We start from the raw sequence: 19,597 nt of genomic DNA on the forward strand, positions 1-19,597 counted from the left end.
CCAACGGGAAGTTGCTAATCGACGGAAAAACTTCTTACATCTTGTTTCGACAGCACTAATCAAGAACCACGATTTGGTTGTCGCCGAAGAATTAAGAAGTAAAAACCTGTTGCGTAACCATGCCCTTGCCATGAGTATCGCCGATGTTGGTTGGCGGACGCTCTTAGGCATGCTTGCATATAAGGCTGATCTATACAAATGTCAATTCGTGACCGTAAATCCCCGAAATACCACACAAACGTGTCATGATTGTGGCTTTGTTATGGGCACTGAGTCAACGCAAAAGTTGCCCTTGGCCGATCGACAATGGACCTGTCCGCGATGTGGTGCTTATCACATTCGCGATCACAACGCCGCTCAAAATATATTAGCCAAGGGATTAACAGCCTTAGTGAAGCAATAGGAAATTCTCGTCCGTCTGGCAACCTGCGGACACTAAAGGCTTTGGTCATTAGCACGTAAGACCTGCATGCAGGCAATCGCTGTATCTAAGCAAATTGCGGTCATAGCATCTTAAGGTGTTGTTCTCGCAAACCTCTGACTTTAGTCAGGGGTGGTTGATAGTGTGATTGCTTCCCGATGTTGTCAGTTTGATTCCATTTGGCAATCTCTGTGGGACCGTGGTATTCGGTTCCCCAATCGTTAAGTACGGCGTCAGTGGTAAATTGAGCCACAAACTGATCGGAATCGGCGGCATTGGTGGCTGAGATAAAGGTCGCAATGGCTGCGGGTAAAGTTAAATCTGGCATGAGTGAAGCCTTCCTTCCTGTGCGGGGCTATTAAGAGGTCCCACTAAAGTGTTTTTAGTATGCAACAGCGGCAACGGTTTGGCAAGTAGGCGAGGCATTGCGTGCCGGATTCACGGAAAACCGGGCGGATCAGAATTAGACCAGCGCCTCGTGAGCCTTCATGAATTGGGGCAACGCGTCAATGATCTGATGGGGCAAGACAACGTACTGGTTCTCCGCCAGTTCTTCGGCAATCGCACTGTGGCTGTACACGGCGGCCAGAACGGCGTCGGTTGGATTGGCAAACTGCGCCACGAACCCCCCAACCATACCGGCGAGGGTGTCGCCCATGCCACCAGTCGCTTGCGCGGGGGTCCCTAAGGGATTTTCGTAGACGCCGGTTGGTGTGTAGATTTGGGTGCGATGGGATTTGACAATAACCGTGGCGTTGAGGCGTTGAACCGCCGGCTGGTTACGGGTCACCGTTTGTTCGGCGATAGGGATACCGCTGAGTCGTTGCCACTCCATCTGGTGCGGCGTGAAGATAAGATGGGCTTGGGGCAAGGTGAGGTGGTGCTGGGCAATTAGGGTGATTGCCGAACCATCGATCACGACGATCTGTTCCGGTTGAAGGACGCTGAAGGTGGTATTTAACGCCATCAGTCCCGCTTCATCCGTGCCCAATCCCGGTCCGATCACGACCACGTCGGCCGAACGAATCAAGGCTTTCATCTGCTCATGGTTGGTCAGATCGGCAAACATGGCTTCCGGCAACCGGGCATGCAGACTGGTTTGATTACTGGCATCGGTGATGGTGGTCACCAGGCCAGCGCCGGCGTATACGGCCGCGGCACTCGCCATGAGGATGGCCCCACCGAAGTTTCGATTACCACCGATCAAGGTTACCCGCCCATACGTCCCCTTGTAGCTATCCGCCGGACGTTGCCGAATTGTTTGCGTTAAAATGGATTGCGAGAGCGTTTCCATGTGAGTTCCTCCTTAAAATTGTTTTCGCTTTCAGTATAGCATTTTAGTGCCGGAAAACGGCTTACAATTCGGCCCGGTTATGCTAGAATTAAGATTAAGTATACTTTGGGCCTGATTGGGTCCGAAAAATTAAAGGAGGTCCAATCATGGCAATTGATTGGCAACAGTTAGCTGAACAGTACCGCGAGGACTACGTCGCTGACCTGACAACACTGGTCGGTATTGACAGTGCACGAGACGACACGCAGGCAACCGCAGATTATCCGCTGGGTCCCGGCCCAGCGAAAGCCTTAATCGCCTTTTTAAACTTAGCGAAGCGCGATGGCTTTACGGTCAAGAATTTGGACAATTTAGTGGGCTACGTCGAATTTGGCGAGGGCGACGAGACGCTGGCAATCTTAGGCCATGCGGACACGATGCCCGGCGGTAAGGGATGGCATACGGACCCCTTTACGTTAACCAAGAAGGATGGCAACCTGTATGGTCGGGGAACCTCTGATGATAAAGGGCCAGCCTTGGCTGCCTACTACGGGCTAAAGATGATGAAGGATCAAGGCATCACCCCAACCAAGAAGATTCGCTTTATCATTGGGACCGACGAAGAAAGTGACTGGACGGGGATGCACCACTATCTCGACCTGGAGCCAGCACCAACATTGGGCTTCTCCCCCGATGCCGAGTTCCCCTTAATCAACGGTGAAAAGGGGAACGTGACCTTCGAAAGTCACTTCGGTGGAGCCAACGGTGGCACGGCTACATTGCGTGAATTCGATGCTGGCTTACGGGAAAACATGGTTCCCCGCGACGCCGAGGCAACGGTAACAACGGCCGATGCGGACCAATTAGTGGCGGACTTCAAGACCTTCTTGGACCAAGAACCGGTTACGGGAACGGTTGAGACCACAGCGGATGGGCTGCATTTCCAAGTGATTGGTAAGGCTGCTCACGGGATGGAACCCAAGAATGGGATCAACGCCGGCACGTACTTGGCCAGCTTCCTGACCGACTACGACTTTGGTGGTGACGCCGAGGACTTCTTAGCCTTATTGGCCACCCAGCTACACGATGATTCACGGGCACACAAGTTAGGCCTAGCCTTCAACGATCCGGTGATGGGCGATCTGACCATGAACGTCGGAATTATGACCTTCACCGCCGATCAAGGTGGCTTGATTAACACTAATTTCCGTTACCCAACGGGCATTGGCGCGGCCGAAATCTTAGTTGGCTTGCAAAAGGCCACGGAAATGATGAACGTTGAGATCAAGCAAGGTCGTGAGATGGTGCCTCACTACGTTGATCCGAGCGATCCGATTGTGACAACCTTGATGGACGTTTACCGGCAACAAACCGGTGATACGGACGCCCAACCAGAAGTGGTCGGTGGTGGCACTTACGGACGGCTGATGAAGCGTGGGGTTGCCTTTGGGGCCTTATTCCCCGGCACGCAAGACACCATGCATCAGGCCGATGAGTTCCAACCAGAAGATGATTTGATTAAGGCGATGTCCATTTACGGGCAGGCGACCTATGAGTTAACGAAATAGGGTTGCGAGAAGCACCCACAAGGGAGTGGTAAAGATGTCCGAACGCTACGAGCGAATTCTAGTGGGAGTGGACGGTTCCCGGCAAGCCAAACGCGCGGTGGAAAAAGCCATCGCGGTGGCTGTCAGAAACGAAGCTGATTTAATTATCGTCACCATCATGACAGGTGGCGATTACGTGGGAATCGGCAACAATACCAAGGTCGGTTTCGGCTTTGTTGATCAGGAAGTCATGGATGAGGCCCGCCAACGTTCGGAACAGACCGTCGACGCATACCGGAAACAAGCGGAAGATGCAGGGGTCAAGCACGTGGAGACGTCCGTCTTTTACGGGCATCCCAACATCGATTTGGCGAAAACCTTACCGCAAGAATACGGTGCCGATCTGATCATGATTGGGGCAATTGGCTCCAACGTGGTTGAACGGATGTTGATGGGATCGACTGCGAGTGCGGTGGTGGCCAATGCCGTGACCGACGTGCTGATTGTCCGAACCGACATGCAGAATCATTCCACGAAGTTTAAACATATCTAGGTTTAGTCAGAAAAGGTCGCCCGATTTGCGGGGCGGCCTTTTTTGGGTCCCACAGTCTCTGCTGGCCGACTTACAGTTCGCCAAATTTGATCAACGGCGAACCTAACTGTGTTTTCAGACTTTCAAATTTTAGCTAAAGGTTGAAAGTTCACGACCACGTTCCAGTCCCCAGCTGGTAAGGCTTATCGCCATTAAATTAGTCATCAACGACCACCTGCGGCTGCCAGAGATTCCGGCGCTGTGGGGACCGCCTGCGGCCTGAGAAGCGGTTCTCCGGCTTGGTTTGAAGCCTGACCAAGACCGTCAGTCTTCAAACACGTCCCGCGCTGTAAGCTGAAAATCAGCTAACACCGCTGTCACGGCTACCTCCATCTCTGGCTGCCTCCGGTTACGATAGTTGAAAACCACTAAACGTGTAGTGACATTGCTGGAGTGGCAACGTTCCGCCAGTTTAATTGGATACATCTCATGTAGCCGTGAGTGAGTCAAATTTGGTCTCAGCCGTGGGATTTACCAAGCGATTTTTCTTGGTAAATGGCGTCTTTGAGATGCGGTCTGACGGCTCAAAGCGAGGGAAAAGACAGGGCTTTGGCTTTTCCCGGTCCTTCCCACAGCGTTCCAGACCAAATTTGGCGAACGGTAAGGCGGTCAGTACGCGACGATCATATTATAATGGTTGTTATCCTTGTCACACCAAGGATTCTAGCCGTTTTCTATCTTTCGACCTTCAGATTTTAGGTGAAAAAAGCGACCGCATCGACAAGCGATGGGCCGCGGAGTTGACGCAGGATAAGTTTTAAAGACGGTGAATATCAAGGATGCTTCCAGTGTTGGCGTCGGCAACGAACTGGTATTGAACCAATTGGTCGTCTTCATAGCGGGTGATCCCACCGTAGTAGACGCGAGACTTCACCGCGAATTTCTGGAAAGGTACCGCGTGTTTTTCGATCCAGGCGCCTTCAATGGGTGATTCTTGGCGGAACTGATGCTTGACCCGTTCCAAAATATTGTCGGGGTTCAGGCGTGAGCCGCCACCAAAGAAGCGCGTGATGAAAATGCCCATGAGACCCCCGAGTACACCGGTAAGGCTCAGTTGATAAAGTTGTCCGTTTCTAGCAGTCATCCTACCGCCTCCTTAGCAGTTGTTTTATCAAACGTGTAAACGTTCTATCTGCTCCTAGTATAGCAATGTTTGACCGGAAGTTCCCGTAAAAAGACAGAAAAGTTGCAGAAAAGTTGAAATGTCCCTAATGGCACGGTTGGAAACCTCGGTGTGGTGGCGATTGAAAAAGGCGGGTTACCTTATTTTCCAAGCCAATATCGTTGCTTTCTCGCCATTTCCGGTAATTAAGGGCTAAAATTTTGTAATCCCCCAGCCACATTGCTATAATGATGATTGTGTATTTTAAAAACTTAAATAAAGGAGTGCTCACCCATGGAACAATTACCCAAAATGTCAGCCGCTGAATTGAAAGACGTCGTTAAAGACGGTAAAACCATGTTATTCTTCTCCGCTACTTGGTGCCCGGACTGCGCGTTCATTAAGCCAGCAATGCCCGACATTGAAGCTGAATATCCTGATTTTAAGTTTATCGCGGTCGACCGTGACGAAAACATTGACTTAGCCGTCGAATTAAACGTTTTCGGCATCCCGAGCTTCATCGCTTACTCAAATGGTGATGAAATTGGTCGGTTAGTGAATAAAGACCGTAAGACTAAGGCTGAAGTTGAAGAATTCATCAATTCATTGGCAACTAACGCCGATTAAAACCGTTGGAAAGGATCCCACATGTTAATTGCTAGTTACAATCCCCAAGAATTAGGGGACACTTTGATTGTTATCGTTGCTCAAGACACTCCCCAACAGGCCCACACCGTTCGCGATGGTATCGCCCGAATCTATGATTCCGAGACGGAAAAGACATTGGGCTACAACTTCTTGGCCATCTCCAAGATTTTGCCGAACATCAGTGGCAATGGTCAAGTGATGTTGACCGTTGATGATGTGGCCGCCTTGAATACCGCGTTGGAAGACGCTGGGTTTAACGGTGAACTGAAAGCTCAAACGACCTCCAAGTTTGTCGTGGGTTACGTCAAGTCTGCCACGCCACATCCCGATTCCGACCACTTATTGGTGACGGAAACGGTGGTCGATCAGGATCAGTCCTTACAGATCGTCAGTGGCTCACCGAACATGCAGACCGACATCAAGGTCGTGGTCGCCAAGGTTGGGGCCATGATGCCCAACGGTCTGATTATTTGGCCCGGGGCCTTACGTGGCGTTGAGAGTGACGGGATGATCTGCTCCGGTCGTGAGTTGGGTTTAGCCAACGCGCCACAGAAGCCCGGTGCCCTGATCTTGCCGGATGACTATGAAGTTGGCGAACCGTTTGATTTTGAACGTGGTCAAACCATCTTCACGGCCTAAGAATTTGCTTAAGAAATATGACGAAAGCGGGTTTGCCCTTGTCGGCACCCCGCTTTTTTGTGTACAATAGGGGAGATTGACTTTAACCACTCTTAGCGAATTGGTTAGTTTCCACCATCACGGGTCGACCACGTCAAAATGATGGTCCCTACAAGCGCCGTGGCGCGGCTATCTGTAGGTTTAAAGCAATCCGCAACAAATGTATGGCTCATAAAACTAGCCACTGATGGCTAGACTAAAAATGATGATCAGGGAATGAGTGAATCCGCCGCTTGTCTAAGCGACGTCTCCTCCCAGTGTGTTGAAATTCGGCAGGTGCGGTGTGCACCCGTCAAGGAGGAAGAAACATGGAGCACTACGATGGACCAGCCTTTTTCCGGAAATTTGCGGTAAAGCCGAGCCCCGAACAATTAGAAGATACCACGGCCGAACGGTCCCAACGTTCCGTTAAGCAACGACGAGAACGCAATGACCGGTTACGCGGACGTGAACGACAGGAGACTGGGCGTCAACAACGCCAACAATCCCAGCCAACACCAACGGAACGTCCGCAATCGGCGGCTTCCGCTGCGGCTAAGCCTGTCACGAACAGTCACCCCGAAAATTATCGACCATTTCAGGTTACCCCAATTCCTAAGCAGCTACACTGGTCGCATCCCACCTCGGAATCGCGGCGGCGTTATCGTCGACTAATTGCCAGTCTGGAGAAAACCGATCAAAGTTTTCTCCTCTTTGGTGCGGCCGATGAACGTGATGAACCGACCACGCCAACGGTTGCCAGTTCGGCCAACTCATCCGCAACGATGACGACACCAGCGACCGAAACACCGGTCACGGCTCCCGACACAGCCCGGGGCACGTCGGAATCCGCAACGGCGACCGTATCGGCCACGTCGTCTGCGGCCGCGCCTAAGTCCAAGGGGGCCAATCGGAATGACTCAAGTACAACGCTAGAAACAACGCAATCAGCCACGTCAGCGACAACCCCTGTGGCTACCGAATCCAGCGCTCCGGTAGCCTCGACGGAGGTCTTCTACCCACACGCAGCGGCTTCAACCGAGGCCACCGCAACGCAAGCCACAGACGCATCAGCGACGTCGGCAATCGGTGGGGCAGGGGACTACCTGCCCGTGGGGACGGTTAAATCGGCGGACCGTGCGGTAGAAACGTCAGTCACCAACGCGGCGCCTACGTCTGAACGTTCGGCAAGTTCCGCCAGCGCCACCAGTTCAAGCGCCCCGGTAGCCGATCAATCGGCAACTGAGCCAGCCACATCGGCCACCAGTCCGGTTCGTTCCGCGGCGATGGTCCGTTCAACGGCGCATTTAGTCGTGAGCTCTGCGGCTGGCGTACCAGCCAGTGTGGCGTCGACTAGCCACCAGCCGGCGGTGACGGCCGATTCGGCTGCCCACCGGGTGTCAACCTCCGTTGCGGATTTGAGCGCGCAGTCGGCGCCTGACACGGCAACTGCGGTGTCAGCGTCAACCAGTGCGGCCGCTACTTCCACGGCACCGGCAACTACACAACGTCCAGCGGAAGTGAACCAATTACTGGACCGTGCGCAGGACGACCAACCGTCATCCGTTGCGTCCACGAAGCCTAAGGCTAAAGCCAAACCGACCCGTGGGTTGGGACACTCCCTTGGTGACATCATGCAAGAGGAGGGCAACGATCAGCGGAACCTGGCGTTGTTTGACCGGCCAAGTACGCCGGCGGTCGCGGCCGAAGAAGCCGATGACCAGCCCACCCGCGGCTATCATTTCCCAGATGTTAGTCTACTCCCGAAGCCCGTGGTGCCCGATGAGGCGGCCCTAGACGAATGGATTGAACATCAGGCGGAAGTATTGGACGCCACGCTGAGTGCCTTTCACGTAGACGCCCACGTCACCGACTGGACGGTTGGGCCGACCGTGACCCAGTTCCAGATTAGCCTGGCGCTCGGCGTCAAGGTCAATAAGATTACGAACCTAAACGATGACCTGAAGCTGGCCTTGGCCGCTAAGGATATTCGGATCGAAGCGCCCATTCCGGGGAAGACAACGGTCGGTATTGAAATTCCAAACGTGAAGTCCCGACCGGTCATGCTCTCCGAAATCCTGAACTCATCGGCCTTCAAGAACAGTGAGTCGCCATTAACGGTGGCCCTCGGGGTCGATTTATTTGGGCAGCCGCAAGTGACCGACCTGCGGAAGATGCCCCATGGTTTAATTGCCGGGGCCACGGGTTCTGGGAAGAGTGTGTTCATCAATTCCTTACTCCTGTCGATCTTGTACAAGGCCACGCCGGCGCAGGTCAAGCTCTTACTGATCGATCCTAAGGCCGTTGAAATGGCTCCCTACGATGGGTTGCCACACCTCTTGTCACCCGTTATCTCCGATCCTAAGGCGGCCGCGGCCGCACTCAAGTGGGTCGTCACCGAGATGGACCAACGCTACGAGAAGTTGGCGGCGGCCGGAGTTCGCAATATTGAGCAATTCAACGACCGCGCCGACGCTAACGACGAACCTTCCCTGAAGATGCCTTACATCGTGATTATTATCGATGAGTTGGCCGACCTGATGATGATGGCCGCTAGCGAGGTGCAGGACTACATCGTGCGAATCACGCAGAAGGCCCGGGCCGCCGGCATTCACTTGCTGGTTGCCACCCAACGGCCTAGCGTAGACATCGTGACCGGGACCATTAAGAACAACATTCCGACACGGATTGCCTTCATGGTGTCCAGTCAGATTGACTCGCGAACTATCCTAGACACGGCGGGAGCCGAAAGCCTGTTGGGTCGTGGTGACATGCTCTATCTGGGTAACGGTGCCAGCCAGCCCATGCGGCTACAAGGCGCCTTCGTCGAGTCCGAAGTCGACGCCATCACGGATTTTGTCCGGACGCAAGGTAAACCGCATTACGCGTTTGAACCCAAGGGCCTCTTGCAACGCGAGACGGCCGAAGAGAATCAAGACGAGTTGTTGCCCAAGGTTTTGGACTACATCGCCCAAGAAAAGACGGTCTCCACGTCTAAGCTTCAACGGGTCTTCTCGATCGGATACAACCGTGCCGCCAATCTGATTGACGATTTGGAACAGCGTCACTACGTCTCATCGCAACACGGTTCCAAGCCGCGTGAGGTTTATCTCACGCCGGATGATCTGGGGAAGGATTTACCCGAGCCGCACGATAAAGATGCACCTTCTTCATTGTAAAGTGAATAGACCTCACCTCGTTTTAAACGCACTCTGGCTTTTAAGGGGTGGGGGGATATGCTAGAATGGAAAAAGAGTCACTCGTACGGTTACGGGTGTCCTGTGGCCTGACCGCAAAGAGTAGAAAAGAGGATCATTTAATGGATAACGCAACGGTTTATCATTTTGTTGGAATTAAAGGATCAGGGATGAGTGCCCTTGCCCTGATTTTACATGATAAGGGATTCAAGGTTCAGGGGTCAGATATTACCCAGTACACGTTCACACAGCGTGGTCTGGAACAGGCTGGCATCAAAGTCATGGGCTTTGACGAAGCGAACATTCATGAGGGACTGACGGTGATTGCCGGGAACTCCTTCACGGATGATCATCCGGAAATCAAGAAGGCCCGCGCCATGGGGCTGCCCGTTTACCGTTACCATGAATTCTTGGGTCACTTGATTGAAGGTTATACCAGTATCGGGGTTGCCGGTGCGCACGGGAAGACCAGTACCACTGGACTCCTGTCTCACGTGTTGAGTGGTGTGGCCCCAACCTCTTACCTGATCGGTGATGGGACCGGTAAAGGGACGCCGAATGCCCGCTTCTTCGTTTACGAAGCCGATGAATACCGGCGGCACTTCCTGGCCACCAAGCCAGATTACGCCATCATGACCAACATTGACTTCGATCACCCCGATTACTACACCGGTATTGACGATGTTTACAGCGCCTTCGAGACTTGGGCCAACCAAGTGAAGAAGGGAATCTTTGCCTGGGGCGACGATCCTGAGCTACGGAAATTAAAGACCGATGTGCCGGTCTACTACTACGGAACTAAGGATCGTGACGATTTCCAAGCTAAGAATATCAAGCGGTCCACGACGGGGTCCACGTTTGACGTGTATCACGAAGGGAAGAACCTCGGCAACTTCGAGATTCACCTGTACGGGGAACACAACGTGCTAAATAGTTTGGCGGTTATCGCCGTTTCCTACTTCGAAAAGGTCGGCATGGATGAAATCAAGCGTGAATTGGCCGACTTCAAGGGCGTTAAGCGTCGGTTCACGGAACGCAAGCTAGCCGACATGACTATCATTGACGACTACGCGCACCATCCATCCGAGATCAAGGCCACGCTGGACGCTGCTCGGCAGAAGTATCCGGACAAGGAGATCATCGCGGTCTTCCAGCCCCACACCTTCAGCCGGACGATTGCGCTGATGGACGACTTTGCCAAGAGTCTTAACTTGGCGGACAAGGTCTTCTTGACCAACATCTTCAGTTCTGCGCGGGAAACACAGGGCGCTGTCTCCAGTAAAGATCTGGCCGCTAAGATTGCCAAGGGCGGCGAGATTCTGACGGTTGACAATATGTCGCCACTCCTGGACTTCCACGATGCCGTGGTGGTCTTCATGGGTGCCGGGGATGTTCAAAAGTACGAACGGTCCTATGAAGAATTACTGAGTCATTTATCTTTGAAGAATAACTAGTTTTTGCGAATTGAGGATTCACTGACAGTCGTTGGTGGATCCTTTTTGATTTGGCCAGAGAAGAATCGAAAATTAGCGTCGTCGGTGATCTTGGCGACCTCCACGGCGGCTGACCGTGATTGACGGCGAGCTAGGCTATTTGTAAAATTAGGACAGCTTGTTGTGGTTGACGATTCATTTCACGAGTTGACCAACTTGTCGAGGACATCCGTCCTTAAAAATGGCAAAACGGGCGTAATTTTCACGTGAAAGCGGATACATTTGAAGAACCACGTCATTGGGATTCTTGCTAAATTTTGCTAATCTTATTTTGTAAGGGAGTTGTTTACGTGATGATGAATGACTTGATGACCCTAGTGAATCAAGCACCAACGTTGCGACAGTTACTACAGACTTGCCCGTTACACATCATTAATGAGTTCCAAATTGAGCATTATGCGGTGGATGACTTTCATTTTGTACAAGGCAATCAATATAGCAATACTTATATTCTCGCCGCAGGAAAGGTAAAGATTTACTTAATGTCGGCCGGTGGCAAGGCAGTCGCCTTGGATATCTATGAGCAGGGTGCCTTCATTGGTGAGCAAGAAGCCTTACTAGACAAGCCTTATAGTGCGTCGGTGATTAACTTGACCCCGGTAACGGTGCTTAAGATTCCCAACGATCGCTTTAAAGTCTGGTTGCAAGAAGATCAACACTTTTCACGTGAATTGCTTTACAATTTATCTAGGCAGATATATACCCTTACCAACCGGACGGAACGTTACAGCTTACATTCGGCATTGGATCAGGCGATTTCCTACCTGATTTGGGCCACACGTCGCAATCAGGTCGTGACCCGAACCAACCTGTTGAATGAGATTGATACGTCCAGCCGCAATCTCAACCGGATTCTCAAGCAACTCCGAGATTTAGAAGTCATTGCGATTAATAAGTCTCAAATCAAGGTCACGGATTTACCACAGCTCATCACTATTTTAAGAAATGAGGGATAGATATGACAGAACCAGAACCACATACGCAATTATTGCCAACAATTAACACGGACAGTGCCATTATTATGGGGGATCCTGCGCGGGTGGACCGCAGTCGTCGCTTTTTGGAAGATGTCGAGGACTGGGCCTTTAATCGCGAATACAAGTCAATTCTGGGAACGTATCAGGGTAAACGTATCCTGATAATGTCGACTGGGATTGGGGCGCCGTCGACCGGGATTGCGATTGAGGAACTCAATAACGTTGGGGTTAAGAAGGTCATTCGGGTTGGCTCGGCCGGGGCGATGCAGTCCGGTATTGATTTAGGCCAACTGATTATTGGCGAAGGGGTTGTGCGAGACGATGGGTTGACGGGTAAGTATGTGCCAGACATCTATCCGGCGGTGCCGTCCTTTAGACTCATGGCACTGGCACACTACTTTGCGCCGGAAGCCTGCTACGGCATCATTCGCTCCCATGATGGGTTCTATATGGACGACAATGCCCAGACGGAAGCGTTCTGGTCTAAAAAAGGCATTCTGGGCGCCGATATGGAATCGGGGGCCATGATGGTGATTGGTCGTCAGCGGGGCTTAGAGACACTGTCAATTCTGAATAACGTGGTCCTGTACGAGGGTGATCTGGCAGCGGGAGTCAGTGACTTAACGAATGGCGATAATCTCATGGCCCAAGGCGAGTCAAATTCAATCAAGTTAGCGCTGAATATTTTAAGCGATCACTCGCTCTAAGGCTGAACAGACGTCGGACTGTGAAAAGGGGAATGCAAGATGGATAATGCAAAACAACACAACTGGTGGTATAACCAGCTCTTTACGAATTGGAAAAAATTTGAAGTCATCTACGTTTCAATCTTAATTCTGCTTCAATTGGTCGTCTACATGATCGTTCCGGATAGCTTTATCGGGATGATCTCCGGGGTCGGCGGTGTGCTATGCCTGGTTTATGGGATGAAGGGGCGTAAGATTTCGTTTATCTTCGGCCTGGTCCAATGCCTGGCAATGACGTACGTTGCCTGGATTAGCCATGCTTATGGGTCATTTGCGATGGATATTATTTATGTGATTTCTCAACCCATTGGCTGGTACATGTGGGGCCACGATGAAGCCACGCATTCATTCAAGAAAGACACGCGGCGGTGGATCTTCATCGGGGCGTTCGTGGCCTGGGCCATTGGGTGGATCGTGCTGGCCGCTTTAAACGGTCAACTGCCGTACTTTGACTCCGTGAACTTTGTGGTCAGCATCATTGCGCAACTGCTATACATCCTGAAATACAAGGAAAATTGGTCATTGTGGATCGTAGTCAACATCGCCAATGTTTTATACTGGAGTATTTTGACCGTCCAGATTCTGATTGGGGCGACAAGCATTGGGTCCCTAGGGGCGAACCTCTCTCAGGTGGCCTTGCAAGCAGCGCTTCTCTTCAACTCGATTTATGCCAATAAGGTCTGGGCGAGTGGTGAAGCCGATAATGAAGGTGGTGCCGGTAAATAATTTGCCCGCAATATAAACTTAATAATTCGGATTTTATTGGGGAACGGTGCGCATCGTTCCCCTTTTTGTTAGGCTTGTCCGCGACAGATTACTTGTATTTAGTCAGGGATTTGATAGAATATAGTCTAATAAACCTAGAAGTTGTGCCGCAATTGGGCGGTACTCAGCTGGGTAAGTTTGGATAAAAAGGAGCGTTTCAATGAACAACTATGAACAGCAACCCCGTCAAACGATTAATACCGAGGTCGGCCTTAATGGCTTTATGACGAAAATGTTCGGGTGGATGGGCTTGTCTGTGCTGGTATCTGCTGTGACGGCGTTTGTTATGGCAACCCAGTTCAGCGGGACCTTACAAAACCTTAGTGGCGGGTCGATGATCCTGCCCCTCATCGTTTGGTTCGTTTTACCCTTCGTGATCAGTGGGCAATCGATGAAACGTCCAGCGGTCGCCTTTGTTGGCTTGATGGTCTACGCAGTTGTGACCGGGGCCGTCTTCTCCATTTACACGTTGATTTATAACAACACGTCCATTGCTGGGGCCTTTGTTTCCAGTGCCGCCGTCTTCTTGACGATGGCGACGATTGGGGTCACCACCAAGAAGGACCTGACGCGAATTGGGACCCAGGCATCTGCTGCGTTGATTGGGTTGATCGTGGCTATGATCATTAATATCTTTTTACAAAGTTCATTGATTGCCATGATCTTCTCCTTCATCGCCGTGATCATCTTCGCCGCTTTGACGGCATGGGACACGCAACGCATGAAGAAGATGTACCTCAAATATGGTGATCAAGTCTCCGAAACGGGACTGGCCATCAACGGGGCTTTACAATTGTACTTGGATTTCGTCAACTTATTCTTACAACTTTTACAAATCTTCGGATTATTTGGTGGCAGAGACTAAGCGTCAAGACCACTAGAATTGAGCGAGGTGTCGGCAATGGCTGGTGCTTCGCTTTTTGTATCTCACAATGAATTTCATAGACTCGCGAAGTGGGACGATATCGGCGGGATGGCAAGGCAATTTACCCGTTTGGACGGGGGTTACGCGTCAAGTTTGTGTAGATTGAGCAGACGACAAATGCTTAACTGACCAGATTATGTATAATACAACTAATCGTCAAAAGATAAAGCATGGTTAGGGCGCCAGTTGCGTAAGGCGAATGGCCATAATCATACGGCAGTTGAATGGGACACTGTACCGTTCGCTGAGTTTGATCTGAAACGCAGGGGGTCAGGCCAAGCCAAATTTTGGTTATGGCACTTGATTTGAGTTGAACACTCGAAATCGCCTGGTCGTCAACGTAGCCGGAGGCAGACAGAGATGCAGGTAGCCGTGACAGCGGTGTTAGCTGTGTAGCAGCTTACAGCGCGGGACGTGTTTGGAGACTGACGGGCTTTGTCAGACTTCAAACCGAGCCGGAGGACCGCTTTTCAGGCCGCAGGCGGTCCCCACAGCACCGGAATCTCTGGCTGACGCAGGTGGATGACGAAAGCTGCGCTAATGATTACAAGCCTGGTTAGCTGGGGGCAGAACGGTTTGACCCTTGGGAGAAACCAGCTAAATTCCCCCAAAGTCGTTTTTCATTTCGGATTTGCGCCCATCTTTGGTAAAATATAAGCAGAATACGCGAGTGGCCGCTGATAGGCCCCTCGGGAGGAGCGAATTATGGCGGACAAACGATTATTATTGATCGACGGCAACAGTGTGACCTTCAAGGCCTTTTACGCGTTATACACGTCGTTAGGACGATTTACCAATAGCGAAGGACTGCACACCAACGCCATTTATGGCTTCAACACAATGTTGGAGACCATGCTAAAGAACGTGAACCCGACGCATGCCCTGGTGGCGTTTGATGCGGGCAAGGTTACGTTTCGGACTAAAATGTACGATAACTACAAGGGCGGCCGGGCCAAGACCGCACCCGAACTCTCGGAACAATTTCCTTACGTCAAGGAACTTCTGGCCGCACGGGGCATTCAGACTTACGAGCTCCCAAATTATGAGGCCGACGATATTATCGGGACGCTGGCCAAGCAGGCGGAGGCCGCGGGCTTTACCACGACCATCGTGACCGGGGACCGGGATCTCACCCAGTTGGCAAACGAACACACCACGGTCGCCATTTCCAAGAAGGGCGTCAGCGAGATCGAGCGCTACACCCCGGCTTACGTCAAAGAAAAGATGGGTGTCACGCCCGAACAGATCATCGATATCAAGGGACTTCAAGGCGATAATTCCGACAATTATCCCGGGGTTACCGGCGTGGGGCCTAAGCGTGCCGTGGATTTAGTGGGTCAATATGGCAGCATTGAGGGCATTTACGACCATATCGATGACATTACGGCTAAGAAACTCAAGGAACACTTGGTGGCGGATCACGATCAGGCCTTGCTGGCGAAGCAACTGGCCACCATCAATCGGGATGCCCCGGTGGCCAAAAAGGTGGCCGACCTGGTCTACGAAGGCCCTAACCGCGACGACTTGATTGCCTTTTATCAACGCATGAACTTTCGAACTTTTCTCAGCAAGATGGATTTCGATGGTGAGACGCCGACCGCGACACCGGGGCTACAGGACATTGATTATACGGTCTTGACGGCCGAAAATCTGTCGGCGTTGCCCGACTTTACGGCTGATGGCTGCGAGTTTTACTTGGAGATGCCGGACGAAAATTACCATACGTCTGATTTTGCCGGCTTTGCCATTGGCGATGACGATCAGTGGTGGGTCAGCCGCGACGTCAGCCTCTTACAGCAGGCCCCGTTAAAGGCCGTTTTAACGTCACCTGACGTGGCGAAACAGGTCTTTGACGCTAAACGGACGTATGTTGGCTTAAATCGCTTAGGCCTCACATTAGCCGGCGTCGATTGTGACCTCTTGTTGTGCTCCTATCTGCTGAACACCTACGACAATAGCAACGACCTGGGTCGAGTGGCCATGGAACACGGCTACGACCAGGTGGCGACCGATGAGGATGTTTATGGGAAAGGGGCCAAGCGGGCCATCCCCGAAGATGATGAGGTCTTCTTCAAGCACTTGGCGCGTAAAACGCGGGCAATTGAACAGTTGCGGCCAAAATTATTTGAGGGCCTAGACGAAAACGAACAGACTAAGCTGTATCGCGAGATCGAACTGCCCATGAGCTTCGTCCTCGCCCGCATGGAAATTGCTGGAATTACCGTGGACGCCAGTGAGTTGGAGGCCATGGGAAGCAAGTTTACCGAACAGTTGGCCGAGATTGAGCAGACCATCTATCAGGAGGCCGGCGAGGAATTTAACATCGGGTCTCCCAAGCAATTGGGGCACATCCTGTTCGAGAAGATGGGGTTACCCGTCATCAAGAAGACCAAAACCGGTTACTCGACCGCGGTCGGTGTGCTGGAGAAGCTGGCCGCCGATGCGCCGATTGCCGAAAACATTCTGCGCTACCGTAAGATTGCCAAGATTCAATCGACCTACGTGGAGGGCCTGCTCAAGGTGATTCATCCCGAGGATCAGAAGGTCCACACACGTTATCTTCAAACATTGACGCAGACGGGGCGGTTGTCCTCGGTCGATCCGAACCTGCAAAACATTCCGGTTCGAACCGAAGAGGGCCGGGCCATTCGCAAGGCCTTTGTGCCCCGTCACCAAGGGTGGCAGATCTTCTCATCCGATTATTCCCAGATTGAACTACGGGTGCTGGCCCACATGAGCCACGATGCCAACATGCAGGAAGCCTTTAGAGAGGGCGAGGATATCCACGCGGCGACCGCACGGCGAATCTTTAAGATGGCGCCCGACGCCGAGGTTACGCCGAACATTCGGCGGCAGGCCAAGGCGGTGAACTTCGGGATCGTCTATGGGATCAGTGACTTTGGTCTCTCTCAAAACATTGGAATTTCACGGAAACAGGCGAAGAACTTCATCGACACCTATTTCGAGGAGTATCCCGGTGTCAAGGCGTATACGGAACGGATGGTACAGCAGGCCCACGAGTTGGGATACGTTGAGACCATTGCCCATCGTCGCCGGTACTTGCCGGACATTAACTCGCGGAACTTTAACCAGCGGTCGTTTGCCGAACGAACGGCGATGAACACGCCAATTCAGGGAAGTGCCGCCGATATCATCAAGATTGCTATGATTCGGATGGAAGATGCCCTGAAAGATCTGCAGGCGACGATGCTCTTACAGGTCCACGATGAGTTGATCTTTGAGGCGCCGGCCGAGGAGATCGACACGCTGGCCAAATTGGTACCTAGCATCATGGATTCCGCTATTGATTTGGAAATTCCACTGAAGGTTGAAAGCCATTATGGGCCAACTTGGTATGATGCTAAGTAGCTGCAAAGGAGAGAGGACGCATGCCAGAATTACCAGAGGTTGAAACGGTCCGACGGGGCTTAGAGAGTCTCGTTGGTGGAGCGACGATCGACCACGTTGCGGTGTTTTATCCCAAGATGGTGCGACCGGACGCCGAGATCTTTACGGCCGACCTGATTGACCGTAAGATTGAACGGATCGATCGTCGAGGAAAGTACCTGCTCTTTCGGTTTAGTGGCAACCTCACGATGGTGTCGCATCTGCGCATGGAGGGCAAATACGATGTTCAGCCGGCAGGGAGTCCGGTACCGAAGCACACCCACGTCATCTTTTATCTGAAGGATCACCGGGAGCTACGGTACAACGATACCCGCAAGTTTGGCCGGATGCGGTTGGTCACAACTGGTACGGAAGATACCGAATTACCTTCGCTGGGGAAATTAGGACCGGAGCCCACGGAGAAAACCTTAACGTTGGCCTACATGCAGCGGATTTTTGGCAAGTCCCATAAGGTGGTGAAGCCCTTCTTGTTGGACCAGTCGCGGATTGCCGGGCTGGGCAACATCTACGTGGATGAGGTCCTATGGCTGTCCAAGATTAACCCGTTGACGCCGGTCGACACGCTGACGACCGCGCAACTTGCGACGCTGCGTGAGGCAATTATTCAAGAGATTGCCCGCGCCATTCAGGGCCACGGTACCACCGTGCATTCGTTCTCCACGGCGTTTGGCGAGACCGGTAATTTCCAAAATAGCCTGCACGTGTACGGCCATGAGGGTGAACCCTGCGAGCGTTGCGGAACCGAAATCGTCAAGATTAAGGTCGCCCAACGTGGCACGCACTTCTGCCCACATTGTCAGCCGTATCCCAGCAAGGCGGCGGAGGAAGCCGCCCATGACTGAGGTGTGGGGGCTAACCGGCGGCATTGCCACAGGAAAATCGACGGTGAGCACTTGGCTCAAACGGGCCGGGTTAACCATCATCGATGCTGACATTATTGCCCGCGAGGTGGTGGCACCAGGGACGACCGGTCTCCGGCAAATTTTGACCACGTTTGGGGCCGAATATCGCCAGACGGATGGCCGTTTGAATCGCCATAAGCTGGGACAATTGGTCTTTGGTCAACCGGCGAAATTACGCCAGCTAGAGGCCATTACCACCCCGCTGATTCAAGCCGAGATCACACGTCAATTGGCCGAGTACCGTCATCAGCAGGTCCCCGCAATCATGGTTGATGCGCCCACGTTTTATGAGGTTGGCTATCTGATTCAGCTGGTCGATCACGTGATGGTCGTGGCGACGACACCAGCGATTCAACGGCAACGGTTAATGGCCCGCGATGGTCTGTCCGCAGCGGCCGCTCAGGCACGGATGGATCAGCAGTGGCCAATTACCAAGAAGGTGGCTCTGGCCGATGTCGTGATTGATAACGCCGGAACGATTGCCGAAACGCGCCAACAAGTGGTAAAATGGCTTGACACCACTCATTTGGGCTCATCGGCGGCAATTAGGGTCGAGTGAGCCGAATGTGGGGGCTAGACGCAACGGAATGGGGAGTTGCGACACGTAAATACGACCTAGATAAAGCAATGAAAAAATGAGGTGACCAAAATGCAGTGTCCGCACTGTCATCATAATGGATCGCGGGTCGTCGATAGTCGACCGACTGACGATGGGCGCGTCATTCGCCGGCGCCGTGAGTGTGAGAGCTGTGGCTTTCGGTTCACGACGTTTGAGCGGGTTGAAGTGACACCGCTGTTGGTAATTAAAAAGAACGGCACGCGCGAGGAATTTAATCGCGAGAAGATTTTACGAGGAATTATCCGCTCGGCGGAGAAACGACCGGTGGGAATGGACGTCATGACGAAGATTGTCGATGACGTGGAAAATAAGATTCGTGCACTGG

18 protein-coding genes are annotated in these 19,597 nt (G+C 52.3%); 15 read left to right on the top strand and 3 right to left on the bottom strand.

Features of this window, described 5'->3' with window-relative positions:
- The coding region (locus HEQ50_RS11090) for an RNA-guided endonuclease TnpB family protein (protein WP_168900583.1) at positions 1 to 403 on the top strand (403 nt) is incomplete at its 5' end.
- Positions 404 to 503: 100 nt separating this feature from the next.
- On the opposite strand, the gene HEQ50_RS11095 is transcribed toward HEQ50_RS11090, so the two are convergent.
- Both HEQ50_RS11095 and HEQ50_RS11100 read right to left on the bottom strand, forming a co-directional pair.
- Positions 504 to 749 (bottom strand): nuclear transport factor 2 family protein, encoded by a 246-nt coding sequence (locus HEQ50_RS11095; RefSeq protein ID WP_211089323.1) that lies wholly within the window; start codon positions 747 to 749, stop codon positions 504 to 506.
- 135 nt (positions 750 to 884) lie between these two features.
- Positions 885 to 1,715: an NAD(P)H-hydrate dehydratase gene (locus HEQ50_RS11100; protein ID WP_168900584.1), complete on the bottom strand. Its 831-nt coding sequence runs from the start codon at positions 1,713 to 1,715 to the stop codon at positions 885 to 887.
- A 146-nt stretch (positions 1,716 to 1,861) separates the two neighbouring features.
- Here HEQ50_RS11100 and pepV point away from each other — a divergent pair, with 146 nt between their 5' ends.
- Positions 1,862 to 3,262 (top strand): dipeptidase PepV, encoded by a 1,401-nt coding sequence (pepV, locus tag HEQ50_RS11105; protein WP_168900585.1) that lies wholly within the window; start codon positions 1,862 to 1,864, stop codon positions 3,260 to 3,262.
- A gap of 34 nt (positions 3,263 to 3,296) precedes the next feature.
- Complete coding sequence (locus HEQ50_RS11110; protein WP_168900586.1) at positions 3,297 to 3,794, top strand: universal stress protein; 498 nt, start codon at positions 3,297 to 3,299, stop codon at positions 3,792 to 3,794.
- Positions 3,795 to 4,590: 796 nt separating this feature from the next.
- Here the strand turns inward: HEQ50_RS11110 and HEQ50_RS11115 are convergent.
- A complete protein-coding gene (locus HEQ50_RS11115) occupies positions 4,591 to 4,917 on the bottom strand; it encodes a PepSY domain-containing protein (protein WP_168900587.1) in 327 nt (108 codons plus the stop codon).
- Between the two features lie 312 nt (positions 4,918 to 5,229).
- Here HEQ50_RS11115 and HEQ50_RS11120 point away from each other — a divergent pair, with 312 nt between their 5' ends.
- The 12 genes from HEQ50_RS11120 to nrdR all read left to right on the top strand — a co-directional run.
- Complete coding sequence (locus HEQ50_RS11120; RefSeq protein WP_168900588.1) at positions 5,230 to 5,562, top strand: thioredoxin family protein; 333 nt, start codon at positions 5,230 to 5,232, stop codon at positions 5,560 to 5,562.
- 21 nt (positions 5,563 to 5,583) lie between these two features.
- On the top strand, positions 5,584 to 6,222 hold the full coding sequence (ytpR, locus tag HEQ50_RS11125) for a YtpR family tRNA-binding protein (RefSeq protein ID WP_168900589.1): 639 nt from the start codon (positions 5,584 to 5,586) through the stop codon (positions 6,220 to 6,222).
- A gap of 347 nt (positions 6,223 to 6,569) precedes the next feature.
- Positions 6,570 to 9,419, top strand: coding sequence for a DNA translocase FtsK (locus HEQ50_RS11130; protein ID WP_168900590.1), 2,850 nt, complete (start codon positions 6,570 to 6,572; stop codon positions 9,417 to 9,419).
- Positions 9,420 to 9,559: 140 nt separating this feature from the next.
- A complete protein-coding gene (gene murC, locus HEQ50_RS11135; protein WP_168900599.1) occupies positions 9,560 to 10,891 on the top strand; it encodes a UDP-N-acetylmuramate--L-alanine ligase in 1,332 nt (443 codons plus the stop codon).
- A 332-nt stretch (positions 10,892 to 11,223) separates the two neighbouring features.
- Positions 11,224 to 11,886 carry a Crp/Fnr family transcriptional regulator gene (locus HEQ50_RS11140; RefSeq protein WP_168900591.1) on the top strand — a complete coding sequence of 221 codons (663 nt, stop codon included), beginning with the start codon at positions 11,224 to 11,226 and terminating at the stop codon, positions 11,884 to 11,886.
- Between the two features lie 2 nt (positions 11,887 to 11,888).
- Positions 11,889 to 12,614 (top strand): nucleoside phosphorylase, encoded by a 726-nt coding sequence (locus HEQ50_RS11145; protein WP_168900592.1) that lies wholly within the window; start codon positions 11,889 to 11,891, stop codon positions 12,612 to 12,614.
- A gap of 39 nt (positions 12,615 to 12,653) precedes the next feature.
- The gene (gene pnuC / locus HEQ50_RS11150; protein ID WP_168900593.1) at positions 12,654 to 13,379 is read left to right on the top strand and encodes a nicotinamide riboside transporter PnuC; all 726 of its coding nucleotides are present in this window, start codon (positions 12,654 to 12,656) and stop codon (positions 13,377 to 13,379) included.
- 199 nt (positions 13,380 to 13,578) lie between these two features.
- Positions 13,579 to 14,283 (top strand): Bax inhibitor-1/YccA family protein, encoded by a 705-nt coding sequence (locus HEQ50_RS11155; protein ID WP_168900594.1) that lies wholly within the window; start codon positions 13,579 to 13,581, stop codon positions 14,281 to 14,283.
- 765 nt (positions 14,284 to 15,048) lie between these two features.
- Positions 15,049 to 17,712, top strand: a complete 2,664-nt coding sequence (gene polA, locus HEQ50_RS11160; RefSeq protein ID WP_168900595.1) for a DNA polymerase I — start codon at positions 15,049 to 15,051, stop codon at positions 17,710 to 17,712.
- A 20-nt stretch (positions 17,713 to 17,732) separates the two neighbouring features.
- Positions 17,733 to 18,593: a bifunctional DNA-formamidopyrimidine glycosylase/DNA-(apurinic or apyrimidinic site) lyase gene (gene mutM, locus HEQ50_RS11165; protein WP_168900596.1), complete on the top strand. Its 861-nt coding sequence runs from the start codon at positions 17,733 to 17,735 to the stop codon at positions 18,591 to 18,593.
- A complete protein-coding gene (gene coaE / locus HEQ50_RS11170; protein ID WP_168900597.1) occupies positions 18,586 to 19,212 on the top strand; it encodes a dephospho-CoA kinase in 627 nt (208 codons plus the stop codon). The genes mutM and coaE overlap by 8 nt, the downstream gene beginning before the upstream one ends.
- Positions 19,213 to 19,302: 90 nt before the next feature.
- The coding region (gene nrdR, locus HEQ50_RS11175) for a transcriptional regulator NrdR (protein ID WP_168900598.1) at positions 19,303 to 19,597 on the top strand (295 nt) is incomplete at its 3' end.

Source organism: Lactobacillus sp. HBUAS51381, from assembly GCF_012641095.1.
Classification (GTDB): Bacteria; Bacillota; Bacilli; order Lactobacillales; family Lactobacillaceae; genus Levilactobacillus.